A 16,107-nucleotide genomic window follows, 5' to 3' on the forward strand; every position below is an offset into this window, starting at 1 on the left:
GGTCAGGCTTGCTGCCGGGTCAAATCATTCGGGAAATGCTTCATGACACTCTGCACGGGGAAGGGCGTCATACCGCCCATAGCGCACAAGGAACCATCCACCATGGTTTCGCAGAGGTCGGAAAGGAGTTCGAGGTTGGCGTCGCGGTTGGTGCCGGCACGGATGCGGTCTATCACCTCAACACCTCGCACGGCGCCGATACGACAGGGTGTGCACTTGCCACAGGATTCGATGCTGCAGAATTCCATGGCGAAGCGGGCCTGTTCGCCCATGTCCACCGTGTCGTCGAACATCACTACGCCGCCGTGGCCGACAACGCCGCCGAAGGACGCAAAAGCTTCGTAATCGATGGGGCTGTCCCACTGGCTTTCAGGGAGATAGGCGCCCAGCGGTCCACCGACCTGGACGGCTTTCAAGGCACGGCCGCTCAGAGTGCCGCCGCCGAAGTCTTCCATTAATTCCCGCAGGGTAGTGCCGAAGGCCAGTTCCACCAGGCCACCGCGTTTAACGTTGCCTGCTAGCTGCAGGGCCAGGGTGCCGCGGGATTTCCCCATGCCGTAGTCGGCATAGGCCCGAGCCCCTTGATCGACGATAAACGGGATCGCGGCGAGAGACAGTACGTTGTTCACCACCGTAGGCCGGCCGAACAGCCCCTTGATGGCAGGTAGCGGCGGTTTGGCACGCACCATGCCGCGCTTGCCTTCAAGACTATCAAGCAGGGAGGTCTCCTCGCCGCAGATATAGGCACCGGCGCCAAGGCGCACTTCGAGGTCGAAATGTTTGCCGCTGCCAAGGATATTACTGCCGAGGTAGCCGGCGTTGTACGCGAGTCGCAGCGCTTCGTTGAAGATCCGGTGGGCGACCGGGTATTCGGAACGCAGATAGATGTAACCCTGGGTGGCGCCCACAGCGAGTCCGGCAATGGCCATGCCTTCAATCAGCATGTAGGGATCGCACTCCATCACCAATCGATCGGCAAAGGTGCCCGAGTCGCCCTCATCCGCGTTGCACACGATGTATTTCTGGCCGGGTGGTTCGTCGTGAACGGTTTGCCACTTGATGCCGGTAGGGAAGGCTGCGCCGCCACGTCCGCGCAAGCCTGAGTTCTTAACCTCATCGACGATAGCCTGCGTTTCCATCTTGAGCGCCTTTTCCAGGCCGGCGAAACCGCGATGGGCTTTGTAGTCCGCGATGGAGAGTGGATCGGTGATACCGATGCGGGAGAAGGTCAGGCGTTGCTGGTTCTTCAGGTAAGGGATGCTTTCGGTGAGCCCCTGGGCCAGCCGATGCTCCTGCTTGCCTTCGAACAGGCCTGACGACACCAGGTCGGCTACATCGGCCGGCTCCACCGGCCCGTAGGCGACACGACCCTCGGGCGTTGCGACCTCCACCATCGGCTCCAGCCAGAACAGTCCGCGGGAACCGTTGCGAACCAGCTCGATATCCAGTTGGCGGCCCTCCGCTCCCCGCTCGATCATGGCGGCGACGTCATCGGCGCCCATGGCCAGGGCAGTAGTGTCGCAGGGGATGTAAACGGTTACGGTCATCACTTCACCTCCACGGCCGAGGTGGTGAGCCGGTCCACCAGGCGATCGAATTTGTCGGCGGTCACGCGGCCGTGAATCGAATCATCCACGCGAATTGATGGGCCGCAGGCGCAATTACCCAGACAGTACACCGGTTCCAGGGTGAACTCGTTATCGCGACTGGTCTGGTGATAGTCCACCCCCAGCCTGTCCTTGATATGGGCTTCAAGCTGGCGGCTACCCACGGCCTGGCACGCCTCGGCGCGGCAGATATGAACCACATGGCTGCCTATCGGGTGCGTCCGGAAATGATGGTAGAAACTGATAATGCCGTGGACCTCGGCGCGGGTATGGCGCAGGGTTTCGGCGATGATCGGCACGGCGGCTTCCGGGATATAGCCGAAGCGATCCTGGATCGCGTGCAGGATAGGCAACATAGCCCCGGGTTTCTCCTTCAGGCGATCGACCTCCTGCTGGATCAACTCGGGCGTCCATTCCTGCGGCGGTCGTGAGCCGGCAGGTGCCATGGACAAACTCTCATCGGTGCGGTTATTTTCCTCTAACATATGAATAACCATTCTTAATTGTTTTTGGCTTTATTAGGCTATCTTGCTGAAAATAACACTCCAAAAATGCCCGATAAATATGAATGACAATGCATAAAAAGAAGCTTCATATCTCGCCCGCCTGGGTGTTCCGGACCGAAGACGGCGAGTTGTTCGAGCCTGTCCTTTTCCGCCTGCTCAAGGGCGTCCGCGATTCCGGCAAGCTCACGGCGGCGGCCGAGGGTGCGAATATCTCCTACCGCCACGCCTGGAATCTCCTCAACCGCGGGGCCGACTTCTTCGGCGTGCCGCTGGTGCTGATGCGCAAGGGTCACGGCACCCAGCTTTCGCCCCTGGGGGAGAAGCTGTTGTGGTCCGAACAGCGGGTCAAGGCGCGCCTTGGACCCCAGATCGACAGCATGGCGTCCGAGCTCAACATGCAACTCCAGCAACTGCTCGCCGGTGCTCACCCTGTGCTGCGCCTACATGCCAGCCATGGCTATGCGGTGGCGCTGCTGCCAGACTTCTCCGACTGGGTGGAGCTGGACCTGCAGTACACCAATCCCGCCAACGCAATAAGTGCGTTGACCCGGGGCGAATCCGACCTGGCCAGCTTTCACTTTCCAGCTTCTCCGCAGCTGGCGGATCAAGTCATGGCGATCTACAAGCGCCAGCTCGATCTCAAGAACCTCCGCGTAATCCGTTTCGTCACCCGGGAGCAGGGGCTGATCATTCGCAGCGATAGCCGCGACTCGATCGCTGGCTTGCAGGATCTCACCAAGCCAGATGTCCGCTTCATCAACCGTGACCGCCATTCCGGTACCCGTATCCTGTTCAACCTGTTGCTGGAAGATCAGGGCATCGTCATCGACGATATCAACGGCGCCGATCAGGAAGAATTCACCCACACTGCCGTAGCCGCCTATATCGCCGCTGGTATGGCCGACGCCGGCTTTGGGGTGGAGGCCTCGGCTCGCCAGTTCGGTCTGGACTTCATCAATCTGGCGACGGAGCACTACCTGCTGATCTGTCACGAGGACAAACTCAAGCAGGGCAACATGCGCCAATTGTTGGACCTCATGCGTGCTCCGGAATTCCTGGGCGAGATCGACAAACTGCCCGGTTACGCTCCGGATCGCTGCGGCGAGATATGCACTTTTGCGCAGTTGCTCGCCAGCGATCGCTAGGCTTGCTGGCGTCCTGCCCAACGACATCAGGACGCCACGCCCATTGGCGATCTAGAACAATGCCGCCGCCTTTGCCAGTGCGATGTACAGGCCTATCAGGAACGGAATCCCGACACCCATCCAGCACAGTACGCCGGTGACACCAAACTTGCCCCGTGCCGCGGTTTCAGCATTGGCGGCGATGCTGTCGTCGTGCTGGAGGGAACGCTCGTACTCCACTTCCTCATCAGTCATGTGATGTTCTTCTTTTACGGGCCTGATCAGCATGTTGCAGATCAGACCGAGGAAGAGCAGGCCCGCCATGATGTAGAGCGTCCGGTCATAGACGAGCGCGGGCTCGACGCCGGCCTTCAGCTGGGCTTCACGCAATGCCGCGATGATCAGCGGACCGACCAGGCCGGCAGCGGTCCACGCGGTCAGCAGGCGGCCATGGATAGCGCCGACCATTTGCGTACCAAAAATATCGGCGAGATAGGCGGGTACGGTCGCAAAGCCGCCGCCATACATGCTCAGGATGACGCAGATAGAAATGACGAACATACCCGCCATGCCCAGGTGACCCCAGGTCGGCAGCAGGCAATACATGGCGATGCCGATAACGAAGAAGCAGTAGTAGGTATTCTTGCGGCCGATCTTATCGGAAAGCGAAGCCCAGAAGAGACGGCCCACACTGTTGAACAGGCTGATCAGACCAACCAGGCCGGCGGCCGCAGCAACCACGGCAGCTTTCTGGGCGTCGGTCAGGGCTACGGAGCTGTCCTGAATGCCGACCAGCGCACCGCCGAAAACATCCTGGAGCATGGGGCTGGCCATCGAGATCACGGCAATGCCCGCCGTCACGTTGAGGAAGAGCACGCCCCAAATCAGCCAGAATTGCTTGGTCTTCCAGGCCGTGTTCAGGTGAACGTGACCCTTGGTGATCATGGCATTGCTCTTACCGTCGTCGCTGGGCTTCCAGCCGGCTGGATGCCAACCGTTGGGCGGGACCCTGAAGCCGATCGCGCCGCTAGCCATGACGATCGTGTAGATAATGCCCATCGTAATCAGCGTCATGGCCACGCCTGTGCCGCCATCTGCCGAGAAATGACTCATCAGCAGCACGGCCAGTGGAGCCCCGACCATGGCGCCGCCACCGTAGCCCATGATGGCAAAGCCGGTGGCCATGCCGCGACGGTCCGGGAACCACTTGATCAGGGTGGATACGGGAGTGATGTAACCCAGGCCCTGGCCAATACCGCCGAGAACACCGGCGCCAAGGTAGACCAGCCACAGCTGATGCACCATCACGCCAATGCCACCAACGACCATGCCGCCACCCCAGCAGAGGGCCGCGATACAGCCCGCCTTACGGGGGCCGGCATGCTCCAGCCAGGCACCCCAGATGGCGGCCGAGACACCGAGCATGGCAATGAAGATGCCGAAGACATAGGTCACATGGGCCACCGACCAGTTACAGGTGGTGGTTGTCAGCGCTTGCATGAGACCGATATTTGCGCAGCTTGCCGGCGCGTTGGCAATTTCGTTGCTCATCGGCAGCCAGAACACCGAGAAGCCGTAGGCCATCCCGATACATAGGTGAATAGCCAGTGCAGCAGTAGGTACCAGCCAGCGGTTGAAGCTGGGACCTGCAATTGTGCTTTCACGGGCAAAGAAACCAGCGGAGCGCCGTCCGCCGGATGCCAATGCGCCGTCTTCAGTGATGCCGTCCATAAACAGTCCTCTGATTTTTCTTGGTTTTTACCGGGGCTCCGCCGCAGATCGAAGGGCCCACGTACAGCATTTCTAGAGCGATGAATATCCTGACTGCCGATTGTCGCCTGCAGGGCTTTTCGATGTCGGGGTCGTTGGTTTACTTCGTCGACGGGCAGGCGAAAGGCTACAACCTCCCGAGGCCGGGAGTATTGGGGGTAGGTCTGGGCAAACGGGGGATAAAGCTCCCCGGTCGCAACTGAGTGCGCTGGAGTCTCTCATAGCAGCTCTCATTCTTGTTGCTGTATATGAATTAGAGTGCATAGGTGAAATAACGCAGATTGGGATTTCACCAAGTGGCCATTGGATTTTAATGATAGTTAGGGTGCAACTAGCCGAAAGTCTTATGAGGTTTTGTGCATATGTCGGGAGCCTGAAGGCCTGGTCACTTGGCTGGCTTGAAATGCTTGGTATACAACGGGTTTGCTAAATAGAGTTGGGAAGCTCTTAATGGGTGTGGCCCGGAAAAGCTATGGAGGTGATTGGTGAACTTCATGGTCGGCGAACTGCATGACACTCGAGAATGATGGCTGGCAGGCGACGCCTTACCAGCCCTCCGTTGGGATGCCGTGTTTTTCTAGATAGGAGCCATGTTCGTCTAAGTAGCTCTTCGTTCTTTTCTGGTATTGGGTTGGATCGCCTTCGATTTCGTTAGCCTGCATTCGCGCGACTTCGATTTCGTTGCCAATTTGGTTCATGATCCAAAGGACAATGGTGCCACCTGGAGCCACGCCAATTATTAACGAATTGCGTGGGCCTTTGAATGTTCCCATGCTGGTTTGGTAGGTCGCCTCCACACTCATTTTTTCTTGTAGGTCTTCTGGCAGAATAATAAGTCGTTGATAGAATTTTTGTTCAGCGAATGAAAACCATTGGATTCCAATGAGGTTTGGGAAGGGCGATAGCCGCCCGCCTGATCCAAAAGGGCCCTTAGGGCCCTTCCAGCAACATTCAACATTGCCCATTGGCATCCGCCAATGTCGCTCCCCAGGTTTCTCCAGTTCCAGATGTTCAACCCAGACTTTGTAATGCTCTGGTGCTGCAACGGCGTAATACCAATTTTGATTATTGCCCTCAATCGTAGTTGCGCACCCAGTCAAAGCGATACTGCCTAAGCAAAGCAGCAATATAACTACTTTCTTCATGAATGCTCCGGCTCATTGGGATGAATTATGCGTGCCCGATCATGAGTAGGCATGAAAGGAAGGAGTAAATCCCACGGCACCTCGAGTTCAGCAATCTTGTTGCCGAGCATAAATTCGACGGTGTTGAAATTATCTGAATGGTGGACGTAACGTTGTTTCAATAACTCTAACTCGTCGACAGTCAGGCTTGGTGTATTGGCCCCCGCTTCTATTTGCTCGGAGATTGTTTTATGAATAGGGCGTAGTTCATCGGGAAGTCGCAGTGTAGGGTCTTTCTCGTCGATTTCGTCCAGCTTCACACCCGCATCTAGAGCTAACTGGTGCATCAGTCTTAGACCAACTCCTGCATACTGACCAAAAACTCTTCGCTTCATCTCAAGAGTCAGGTCCACCCTACCATGTGGAGTGGGGTGAACTCTTGAGAGTTGATGGATTTCCAGCGCTGGTACGTTGGCTGATTTATCTCGAATACTACTATTCCCTATCCAGCCTTGTTGGCGTGTGGCGTCCAGTATTGATTCCAGGTTATCCCAGTCCATGGTTTGTTTCGGCCATTCAGTACGGCTGTCAGAAATAACTCGTTTTCGGGAAAGTAATACATGCTCATCCTGTTCATCGTGATAGCCGCCGCCAACGTCCGAATGTACGCCAGGTAGAGATATTTCTCTAAAATGCTCAGGCAACGAGCCGTCGGGGTTCGAGATGCTATTAAGAGCAAAATTTTCCCGGCATTCATCAGCGGCAGTAAGGTGGACGGCAGTTTCTACGCTGTTTGGGTCAAGGAAAAGATTAATCGGCGTAGTCTTGTCATTTGAGGCGCTTAGGTCAGTGCGGAGTACGTTTACAACACCTGCGACGGTATCGAAGAGACCAACAAAACGAATCGAAACCTTTTCGGGCCATTTCAAATGATAACGTCCGAAAATTTCCGCCAAGAGACCGTTTTTACCTTTTGAAATTTCGTGTGCGGCGTGGCGTGAGGCTGCTGCTCCCCGACTAAAGCCAAATAAATCGATGGTTAGGCCGCCAATGGCCTTCTTACCCGATGCCCTAGATATGGCCGCGGCGGTATCTTCGAATGCTGATTTTACCTGTTCGGAGATTCCTGAAGAGCCAAGGCCCGTGGCGGAACTCCATAGAGAGTCTTCTCCGCCGGTCGTTGTTCCCACCCCGTTCTTATAAATTCTGATGGTGTGTACAATCTCGTTCTGGCTCGTAGTTTGCTGTTGCCGGTACAAATCGAACAGCTTTGCAACATTGGTTTTGCCATTCGAATAACTTGCCCCCATGACCAGAGCTAAGCGGTGTTTACATTCTTGTACTTCTGCTGGATCGAGAGAGTTCGGTGACGCGCATTTCCTGTTTAGTTCCTCCAGGAAATTCTCAACATTGGTTGCATCGTTCAAAGTCCCATCCGTAAAAATCCCAACCTCAAAATGCAGCTTCTTCTCAGGCTCCGCTTCCTCATCCGATTCCTGCGCTGCAACCCCCAACGGTGCCACCGCAGCGGCCGCAACGATAGGCCCTGAAAGGCTGCGCTCCTGATTCTGTTTGGCTTGGGCACGCTCTTCGGCTTTCTGGGCGCGAAGGTCACTATCGAAGCTGGACGCGGATAGGTGTCCAACCCCGCCGGGGCCGAGGTGATCGATTTGTTCGGGCGTAATCTGCCAGTCATTGAGCTGGGCGATCTTGTGTTCCAGATTCAGCCCGAAGACGCTTTTTTCCAACTGCCAGCGAGCCGGTAGGGCTCCGCCTTCATGCCAGGCAACGAGTGGGCTGAATGGGTGGCCGTCGGTAACCCCATAGACCATGAGCAGTTCGCCTTTCTCGAGCTTTTCCTGGAGGCGATCGACGAACGTTTGTTGATCGAGTGGCTGTTCGAAGGGGGAATCCTCAACCAGGCTTTGATCCCAGGTCAGTGACGAACCGGGGCGATTGGCTAAGAACTCTATCTTACTGGCGGCAACGAAGGGTGATTCGATATTGGGGAGGTCCCGGAGCGTAAGGTCCCGGGGTTTCTTGATCTGCATTTAACGCATGTCCTTTGCGGATTCGTTGCCACGCCGATCCTTGGCGCGTTGGGTGCGTGAGGCTGTCACGCGAATGACATGCAAATGTAACCATAAGTGCCGGGGCATGCAACGGCGGCGCCTTCGCGCTTTGTAAGGTGCCCTAGAGTTCGGCCCTCGGGTTCTTCGGATAATACCGTTCCGGCATACGCTCGATATGAGGGAAGAACCGGGTGTCCTTGTAAGGCATTTTCATAAAGCCGGATACGCCCAAACCGGTGATCTGGTCCACGGCGGCGAGAATGTCGTCCAGGCGGCGGCTGAATTCAGCTTCCTTCGCCGGATCGAGCAGTCGGTAATGACTGTGAATCTTCAGGTGCCGGGGCAGGGCCTCGAAAATGATCATGCCGGTATGGTGGATGGTGTTCAGGGCCTCCAGCGACTTCATGATGGCCTCGGGCAGCACCAGGAATTCCTCCGGATCGGGGCCATCCTCGAAATAGGAGTGGATGCGGGTGCGGTCCTCGATTTCAGGCGCAGCGCTAACCTCGTAACGCAGCCGCATGTCCGGCGAAGGAACGAAGGGTTGGTGCGGTTCGTCGCGGTCCACGTGTAGTGTGTCCCGGGCGTTGAACAGGCAGCTCTTGAAGATACCCTGTCGATAGATCGCCTGGGCCAGGTTGACCATGTTGTTCACGGCCGTGACGAAGGCATCCTTGAGGCTCGGATCGTGCAGGTTAAGCGAGGTGTCGACGTAGACGCCGTTAGCTTCCCAGCGCACCGCCAGCCCGCCTTCCACGGGGTAACGGCCCAACCGGCTCACCGCTGCCAGGAAGGCCTTTTCGGTTTCCCCCATGCCCTGCATGAAGTTCTTGTAGTAGCGGTCGAGCTGCACGTCGTTGACATCATTGAGTGTGGATGGCGCGTTTTCCTCCCTCAGGAACGACTTGCGCGAGCTGTACACGACCGTGTCGATTTCCCGGTCGGACTGCCGGGTCCAGACCGGGACCAGAGGGCTTGGCGCGGGTTCTGGTAGATCGATCATCACTGTTCGGGCCATGCGCGGCATTTCGTTCAGGTAGTAATCACCCGCCCGGTGGCGGGTTTCGGGATCGTCGTCGAGCATGCCGTCGAGCATGCGGGCGAATTCCATGGGTAGCCCGAGTGAGGTGGCTGGAATGGCGCGATGACCAAAGCGGCAGGACTGCCCGGAAGCCAAGGCATAGAGCGTACCCGCGGCGCCCTGTTCGTCGAAGCGTGGCGAGGACAGGCCCCCGTGCAGTTGCTCTTCGCCAATAAAGTAGACATCGCCCAGTCGCGCGTTGGTTTGTTGCAGGTTGTCGGACATTAGCTCCATCACGTTCGCGGTGACGAATTGCTGGTTGGCATCCAGTTGCGCAAATACCGACGAGCCCCAGTCGATCAGCGCGATGTTTTCATGCTCGGCGTCGAAGACCAGGTTGGAAGGCTTGATATCGCCGTGGACGATAGGGCGCCCGGACGGACCGGACTCACGGCGCAGGTTTCGCAGTATATCCGCGATCTGGTCGGCAATGCGTACGACCAGGCGCGGTTTGAGGCGACCCTCGCGTAGCGAGACCTCTTCCAGATTGAGGCCCGCCGCCCGTTCCATCACCAAAATGGGCTGGTTCCGCGCCCGTTGGAAGGCAATCAGGCGAGGCACCCGGGGGTGCTCCACCTGCTCGAGGATAAAGGCCTCGTCCTCAAGACGGTCCTGCAGATGCCGGGGCAGGTTGATACGCGTGAACTTGAACACGTGCTCAAGGTGCCGCGCGCCCTCCAGTGCCAGCCGGCCGGCGAATACGAAGCCATAGGCACCCTTACCGATCATCTCGATATCGCGGTAACCCAGCTGTCGCAACTGGTCCGTGCACAGAGCCACCCAATCCTTCAGCTTTCGCGCATCATCCTCGCTGAGCAGGTAGATTGACTGCTCTTCGGGAATATAGAACTGCTGAAGCTGTGATGGCTCGGTTTCGTGCAGCATGCTCAGCCCAGATGCAGCAACATCGTCTGCGGTGCTTCCAGGTAGCCCTTCCAGCGATTGCTGAAGCGGGCGATGGTACCGCCGTCAATGATGCGATGATCACCGGCCCAGCTGATGGTCATGATCGACCGGGCCACGACCTCGCCATGCTCGTCGAATCGCGGCAGGCGCTGGGTGCGGCCAAGCGCGACGATCGCCACCTCTGGAGGATTGATGATCGGCGCCGCATATGTGCCAGCCAACGCGCCAATGTTGGAGATGGTGATGGTGCCGCCCTTGAGGTCCTCCTGACTCACCCGTCCGTTACGTGCATCTTCGGTCAGGCGTGCCACCTCATCGGCGATTTCCAACAGGCTCAGGCGTTCGACGCCTTTCACGTTCGGCACAATCAAGCCCACCTTGCTGTCGACCGCCATGCCGATGTTGCAGTTGGGCTGGTAGTGGATTTCGGTGACCTCGTCGTTGAGGCGGCTATTAAGTATCGGGAACTCCTGAACCGCCAGTGCCATGGCCTTCATGATGAACGGCATGAGAGTCAGGCGGGTGCCTCGGGTTTCCGCCTCCGGTTTGAGCTTTTCGCGCAGCGCGAGCAGATCGGTTACGTCGATATCCTCACTGAAATTGAAGTGAGGAATGGTCGAGGCCGATTCCGCCATCCGTTTGGCCATGGCCGCCCGCATGCCTTTGATCGGCTCGACCCGGACCTCCTGGTCCCCGGTATCCGCACGGCGTGGTTTGCTGGTCCTGGCCAGTTCGGAGGCTTGGCTCGTGTCTTTTGCTGCGGCTGGTTTCTCCAGATGCGCCAGGATATCCGCCTTGAGGACCCGTCCGTCCTTACCGGTGCCTGCGATGTCGGCCAGTTCCAGATCATGCTCGCGAACCAGGCGCCGAACCGCCGGGCTGGCGGGGATGCGCTGGCGGGTTTGTGGCGAGGTCGTGCTCTTGGCGGTGGCCGGCACCGATTCGCTGCTCTTGGGCTCGGCTTGCTGCTGGGCTTTCGCGGGCGCCGAATCTTCCTCGCGCTCACGGGGCACGAAGGCGAACAGTGGCGAGTGCACCTTGGCCTGTTCTTCCTTCTGGTAATACAGCTTGGACACCCGGCCGGCCTTGGGGGCAGTGATTTCCACCATAGCCTTGTCGGTCATTACATCGACGACGGGCTGGTCTTCCTCGATTTCGTCGCCTTCGGCGATGCGCCATTCCACCACCTCACACTCGACGATACCCTCGCCGATATCCGGCAGGATGAAGTCCTCGGTTTCGCCATCATCGGAAACGGCGGTCTGGCCTTTCTGCTCCGCTTCCTGGACGTTCTTGGTGTAGCTTTCCGCAGTGGATGGCGTTTTTGCCGAAGCACTGTCGCCACTATCTTCATCCTCTTCGGCGATCAGCTCGAACAGCGGCTCATGCACCTTGGCGATGTCGCCTTCCTGGTGGTAGAGACGTGCCACGCGGCCCTTGTAGGGCGCGGGGATTTCCACCAGGGCCTTGTCGGTCATGACCTCGGCCACAGGCTGGTCTTCTTCGATGATGTCGCCTTCGCTCACCAGCCATTTGACCAGCTCGCACTCCACGATACCTTCGCCGATATCGGGCAGTATAAAATCGCTCATGGTTGTTCTCTCCTGTCCTTCCCTCATCCCCAACGAAAATCGGGGACCTAGAATTCCACGCTGTCTTTGATGGCTTCATAGACCTTCAGCTCGTTGGGCAGGTGCTCTTTTTCCAGCACCAGCGGGAAGGGCGTATCCATCCCGGTGACCCGAGCGATCGGGGATTCCAGATAGAGGAAGCAGCGTTCCTGGATCGTGGCGGCGATCTCGCCAGCGAAGCCGCCGGTCAGCGGTGCTTCGTGGGTGACGACCAGCCGGCCGGTCTTGAACACCGAGTCGGCGACGGTTTCCACATCCCACGGCAGGATCGTGCGCAGGTCGATGACTTCACAGGAAATACCTTCCTTTTCCGCCTTCTCGACGGCTTTCTCGATCACCTCCATTTGCGCGCCCCAGCCCAGCACAGTGACATCTGTGCCTTCCTTGAGCACTTCGGCTTCGCCCAAGGGCAACTGGTATTCGCCCTCGGGCACTTCACCGACAGAGGCGCGGTAGAGACGTTTGGGTTCGAAGAACAGGGTCGGATTCGGATCGTGGATCGCGCCCAGCAACAACCCCTTAGCCTGGTGCGGATTGCGTGGCACGGCGATCTTCAGGCCCGGGGTGTGGGCAAAGTAGGCTTCCGGGGACTGGGAGTGATACAAACCGCCGGCAATACCGCCGCCGTAAGGTGCTCGAATGGTCAGGCCGCCCACGTTGAACAGGTTGCCCGACCGGTAGCGGTACTTGGCGGACTCGTTCACGATCTGGTCGAACGCCGGAAAGATATAGTCCGCAAACTGGATCTCAGCTACGGGAATCGAGCCCTGTGCCGCCAGACCATTGGCGAAACCGACGATGCCCTGTTCCACCAGCGGCGTATTGAAACACCGTGCCTTACCGTACTTCTGCTGCAGGTTGCTGGTGGCCCGGAACACGCCGCCGAAGACGCCGACATCCTCACCGAAACACAGTACCCGGTCGTCACCGGCCATCGCGATATCCAGGGCATCGTTGATGGCCTGGAGCATATTCATCTTCGCCATATCAGGCCCCTCCCTTCGACGTGATGGACGGATCGTTCGCGCTCTTCGGATAGGCGTCCGGATACTTGCGGATATGGGCCTTGAGCTTCTCGAACTGGGCGTTCAGCGTCGGAGGTGCCTGGTCATAGACATCGGTCACCAGGGACTCAAGCGGGGGTGGCGGCCGTTTCTGGGCGCGCTTCATGGTTTCCAGGACTTCACGGCGCAGCTCCTCCTGGAGCTTCTTCTCGTCGTCCTCGGTCCACCATTTGTGCTTCTGCATCCAGCGCTGCATGCGCAGCAGCGGATCCTTCTCGCGCCAACTGGCCTCTTCATCCTTGCTGCGATAGCCGGATGGGTCGTCCGAGGAAGAGTGAGCGGCCAGACGATAGGTCATGGCTTCAATCAACACCGGCCGGTTTTCTTCCACCGCCATTTTGCGGGCAAGGCGGGTCGCTTCATGGACCGCGAGGACGTCGTTGCCGTCGACACGGATAACATCCATCTTGTAACCATAGGCCCGTGGCGCCACCCCATCTGCCGCAAACTGCTCGATCGCCGGCGTAGAGATCGCATAGCCGTTGTTGCGGCAGAAAAAGATGACCGGCACGCGATGCACGGCAGCCATGTTCAGGGCGGCGTGGAAGTCGCCCTCCGACGCGGCGCCTTCGCCAAAATAGGTCACCGTGCAGTGGCCCTGGCCGGAGAGCTTCTGGCCGTAGGCGTAGCCGGTCGCCTGGGGAATCTGCGTGGCCAGCGGCGAGGAAATGGTCATGTAATGCAGCTTGGTCGAGCCATAGTGAACCGGCATCTGACGGCCCTTGCCGTAGTCCTTCTCGTTGCCGAACAGCTGGTTCATGAACTCGTCGATGGTGAAGCCACGGTAGGCCAGGGCGCCCTGTTCACGGTACTGGGCCATGATCATGTCGGCGTCGTCGAGCGCGGCGGTACTGCCAATTACGGCGGCTTCCTCGCCGGTACACTGCATGTAGAAACTCAGCCGGCCCTGGCGCTGGGCAGCAAGCATGCGCTCGTCGAGCACCCGGGTCGTCACCATCGCGCGGTAGATGCGCAGGGCTTTGTCTTTGTCGATGTCAGGGGCTTTGGCACCCTTGTATAGGGAGCCGTCCTGCTTGAGCATCTTGAAGGTGGGAATGTGGAATTCCGCACCATCGGTGAAATTCGGGGAGTACACAACCTTGGATCTTGTTGTTGTCATAATCCTCTTCCTGGGGTAGTGGCTTGAGGAACGAGACGCCCCTTGTGGGGGCATCCAATCTTTATAGAGAACTCCGTTCCCTCGGGATCTTTTCCAGAGTATAGAACGCAATACATAGCCCGCAGTTTGTTCACCCGATCTGTGTCGACCGTATGTAAGCGTTGCCGGGCAATGTGTTTTCGCCGCATTTTCCGATGATCAACCGGATGCGACAGAGCTCTCTTGATGCCGAATGGCCGGGTTTGAATAAAACCCGGCTGGATCGGTCAGGGTTGACCTTAACGTAAAGTGCGGGTTTCGGGTAGTCTGGATTTGAAGATGGTTGTCTGGAAAATGAGCGATTACTTCGGGATTGGGCAGTGGCGGCTTGCAGGCTTAAATATATGCAGGTCTTCCGGTTTTTTGCCGATAAACGCAAGAACAATGTCCATAGCACTGCAGCGGGAATCCGTATAACGGAAAGGATTCCGGGAATGGGCAGCCCGTCGGGCTGCTCCGAAGTTGAAGAGGGCGTTTCAAAAGTAGCCGTATCTCAAAAATACCGGCATAAACTCCCTCTCCCCTCGCGGGAGAGGGCCGGGGAGAGGGGGTAGCGCCGTCAGGCACTCATCGTTGCCAGAGCCGACTTCGAGCGAGGCTTTTGCCTCGCCCCTCTCTCTGTGCAACCGGAACATAGGTAACACTTTGAACCGGCAACATGGGTTACACCTATTCCCCCGCATGCCACTCGCATGCGGGCTCCAATCGCGCGGTTTTGAGGTTAATATGACCGAGCAGATGGGTGCTGTATCGCACCTCGACCCGGTCATTCTCCACCTCTTGCAGGCCTACGCGATGTCTGGCTAACAGCCCGCTGATGTAGATCAGATGGCCCTGCCACTTGATTTCGCCGTTGTGACGAACGTTGCGAACCGCCTGGTCCACGTTATATTCAATCGGGCGCAGCACGGGCGAGTACCGACGCCTTGAGGGCTGATACACGCTGGCCGGTGTTTGCCTGCCCAGCGCCTCATGGCTGCGTTGTTCGTTAAACTCCTCACGGAATGCCTGCAGCGTGGTCTGTTGCTGCATCAAGCTTGTCCCGCGCATCCGTCCACCCACTGCTCGATTCAGTGAACCGTGCATGCGCTCGTGACGGGCATTCTGTGTGGGCGTTCCCGGCTTGCTACGATGCACCCCAATGCCCAGCTCGACCCACCATTTCGACAGTCGCGTCAGACCTCCTGCTGAGCGACTGGCGAAGGGCGCCCCGTTGTCGGACAAGATCCCCTCCGGCAGACCGTACTCATGGAAAACCCATTCCATAATCGGCTTCGCCTGGACGTAGTCTGTTGCGCTCACGCCATGACAGCCCAAGACATAACGGCTGGCATTGTCGGTTACCGTGAGCGGATAACACCAGCGCCCGCCGGCCGTCCGGTACTGCCCCTTGTAGTCCACACTCCACAGCGCATTATTGCGATCACCCAGTTCAAACGGTTGCGGGTCGGCCGGGTACGGCCGCTTGTAGCGCCGTTTCTTGACCAGACCCGCCGCTTTGAGTATCTCACCGGCCGTGCTGTCTGCCGGCAATGCCATCGCCGGTTCTAGCTCACGCAAGCGGTCCAGAACCTTCTTGGGGCCAAAGCTGGGATGGACTTTCTTGATCGCCACAATCTGTTCAGCCACGTCCTCCGTCACTGCATGTGGGCAATAGTGCGGCGCTCGGGAGCGCTCCTGCAGCCCACCGGCACCTTCCTCCTGGTAGCGCCTGATCCACTTGTAAGCCGTCTTGCGGCTAATGCCGTAGCCGCGGGCCAGATCGCTTACACCGTGCCCGCCCTGCAGCCAGGCCGCGATCAACTGCATCTTCAGATCCATTACACAAGTCTCTTTCCAGGGCATGGGCGCGTCCTCCTTGCCCATACCGTAACTTGTGTAACCCATGTTCCCGGCTTGAGGTGTTACCTATGTTGCCGGTTTGCACACTCCAAACCTCTCTCCCGCCAGGGGAGAGAGGCTTCAAGCCGCAAGCTTTTGCAACACCCCCTGAAGCGTCGGCTACATTTTACAGACCACTCGAGCATGTAGCAGATGCTTCAGCTTCTGAGGCGCCGAAGGTG

11 protein-coding genes are annotated in these 16,107 nt (G+C 58.2%); 1 reads left to right on the forward strand and 10 read right to left on the reverse strand.

What is annotated here, in order from left to right; translation table 11 throughout:
- Positions 1-2 precede the first annotated feature (2 nt).
- Positions 3-1,547: a formate dehydrogenase beta subunit gene (locus tag RE428_RS02805; RefSeq protein ID WP_004579057.1), complete on the reverse strand. Its 1,545-nt coding sequence runs from the start codon at positions 1,545-1,547 to the stop codon at positions 3-5.
- Positions 1,547-2,092 (reverse strand): formate dehydrogenase subunit gamma, encoded by a 546-nt coding sequence (locus tag RE428_RS02810; RefSeq protein WP_004579056.1) that lies wholly within the window; start codon positions 2,090-2,092, stop codon positions 1,547-1,549. Before RE428_RS02810 ends, RE428_RS02805 begins: the two co-directional genes overlap by 1 nt.
- An 83-nt stretch (positions 2,093-2,175) precedes the next feature.
- Here RE428_RS02810 and RE428_RS02815 point away from each other — a divergent pair, with 83 nt between their 5' ends.
- The gene (locus tag RE428_RS02815; RefSeq protein ID WP_227500177.1) at positions 2,176-3,258 is read left to right on the forward strand and encodes a substrate-binding domain-containing protein; all 1,083 of its coding nucleotides are present in this window, start codon (positions 2,176-2,178) and stop codon (positions 3,256-3,258) included.
- 51 nt (positions 3,259-3,309) lie between these two features.
- Here RE428_RS02815 and RE428_RS02820 read toward each other — a convergent pair whose 3' ends face one another.
- The 8 genes from RE428_RS02820 to RE428_RS02855 all read right to left on the reverse strand — a co-directional run bounded on the left by RE428_RS02820 (position 3,310) and on the right by RE428_RS02855 (position 15,931).
- Entirely contained in the window at positions 3,310-4,968 is a 1,659-nt protein-coding gene (locus RE428_RS02820) for an OFA family MFS transporter (RefSeq protein ID WP_004579054.1), read from the reverse strand.
- A gap of 584 nt (positions 4,969-5,552) precedes the next feature.
- A complete protein-coding gene (locus RE428_RS02825; RefSeq protein WP_004579053.1) occupies positions 5,553-6,152 on the reverse strand; it encodes a DUF2931 family protein in 600 nt (199 codons plus the stop codon).
- Complete coding sequence (locus tag RE428_RS02830) at positions 6,149-8,182, reverse strand: T6SS phospholipase effector Tle1-like catalytic domain-containing protein (RefSeq protein WP_004579052.1); 2,034 nt, start codon at positions 8,180-8,182, stop codon at positions 6,149-6,151. The genes RE428_RS02825 and RE428_RS02830 overlap by 4 nt, the downstream gene beginning before the upstream one ends.
- A 142-nt stretch (positions 8,183-8,324) precedes the next feature.
- The gene (locus RE428_RS02835; protein ID WP_004579051.1) at positions 8,325-10,169 is read right to left on the reverse strand and encodes a protein kinase domain-containing protein; all 1,845 of its coding nucleotides are present in this window, start codon (positions 10,167-10,169) and stop codon (positions 8,325-8,327) included.
- A 2-nt stretch (positions 10,170-10,171) separates the two neighbouring features.
- Entirely contained in the window at positions 10,172-11,782 is a 1,611-nt protein-coding gene (locus RE428_RS02840) for a dihydrolipoyllysine-residue acetyltransferase (RefSeq protein ID WP_004579050.1), read from the reverse strand.
- Between the two features lie 47 nt (positions 11,783-11,829).
- A complete protein-coding gene (locus tag RE428_RS02845) occupies positions 11,830-12,807 on the reverse strand; it encodes an alpha-ketoacid dehydrogenase subunit beta (RefSeq protein WP_004579049.1) in 978 nt (325 codons plus the stop codon).
- Between the two features lies 1 nt (position 12,808).
- A complete protein-coding gene (locus RE428_RS02850; protein WP_004579048.1) occupies positions 12,809-14,005 on the reverse strand; it encodes a thiamine pyrophosphate-dependent dehydrogenase E1 component subunit alpha in 1,197 nt (398 codons plus the stop codon).
- 708 nt (positions 14,006-14,713) lie between these two features.
- Positions 14,714-15,931: an integrase core domain-containing protein gene (locus RE428_RS02855; protein ID WP_227500176.1), complete on the reverse strand. Its 1,218-nt coding sequence runs from the start codon at positions 15,929-15,931 to the stop codon at positions 14,714-14,716.
- Positions 15,932-16,107: the final 176 nt, after the last annotated feature.

Origin of the sequence: Marinobacter nanhaiticus D15-8W, assembly GCF_036511935.1 — a bacterium.
GTDB classification, from domain to species: domain Bacteria; phylum Pseudomonadota; class Gammaproteobacteria; order Pseudomonadales; family Oleiphilaceae; genus Marinobacter_A; species Marinobacter_A nanhaiticus.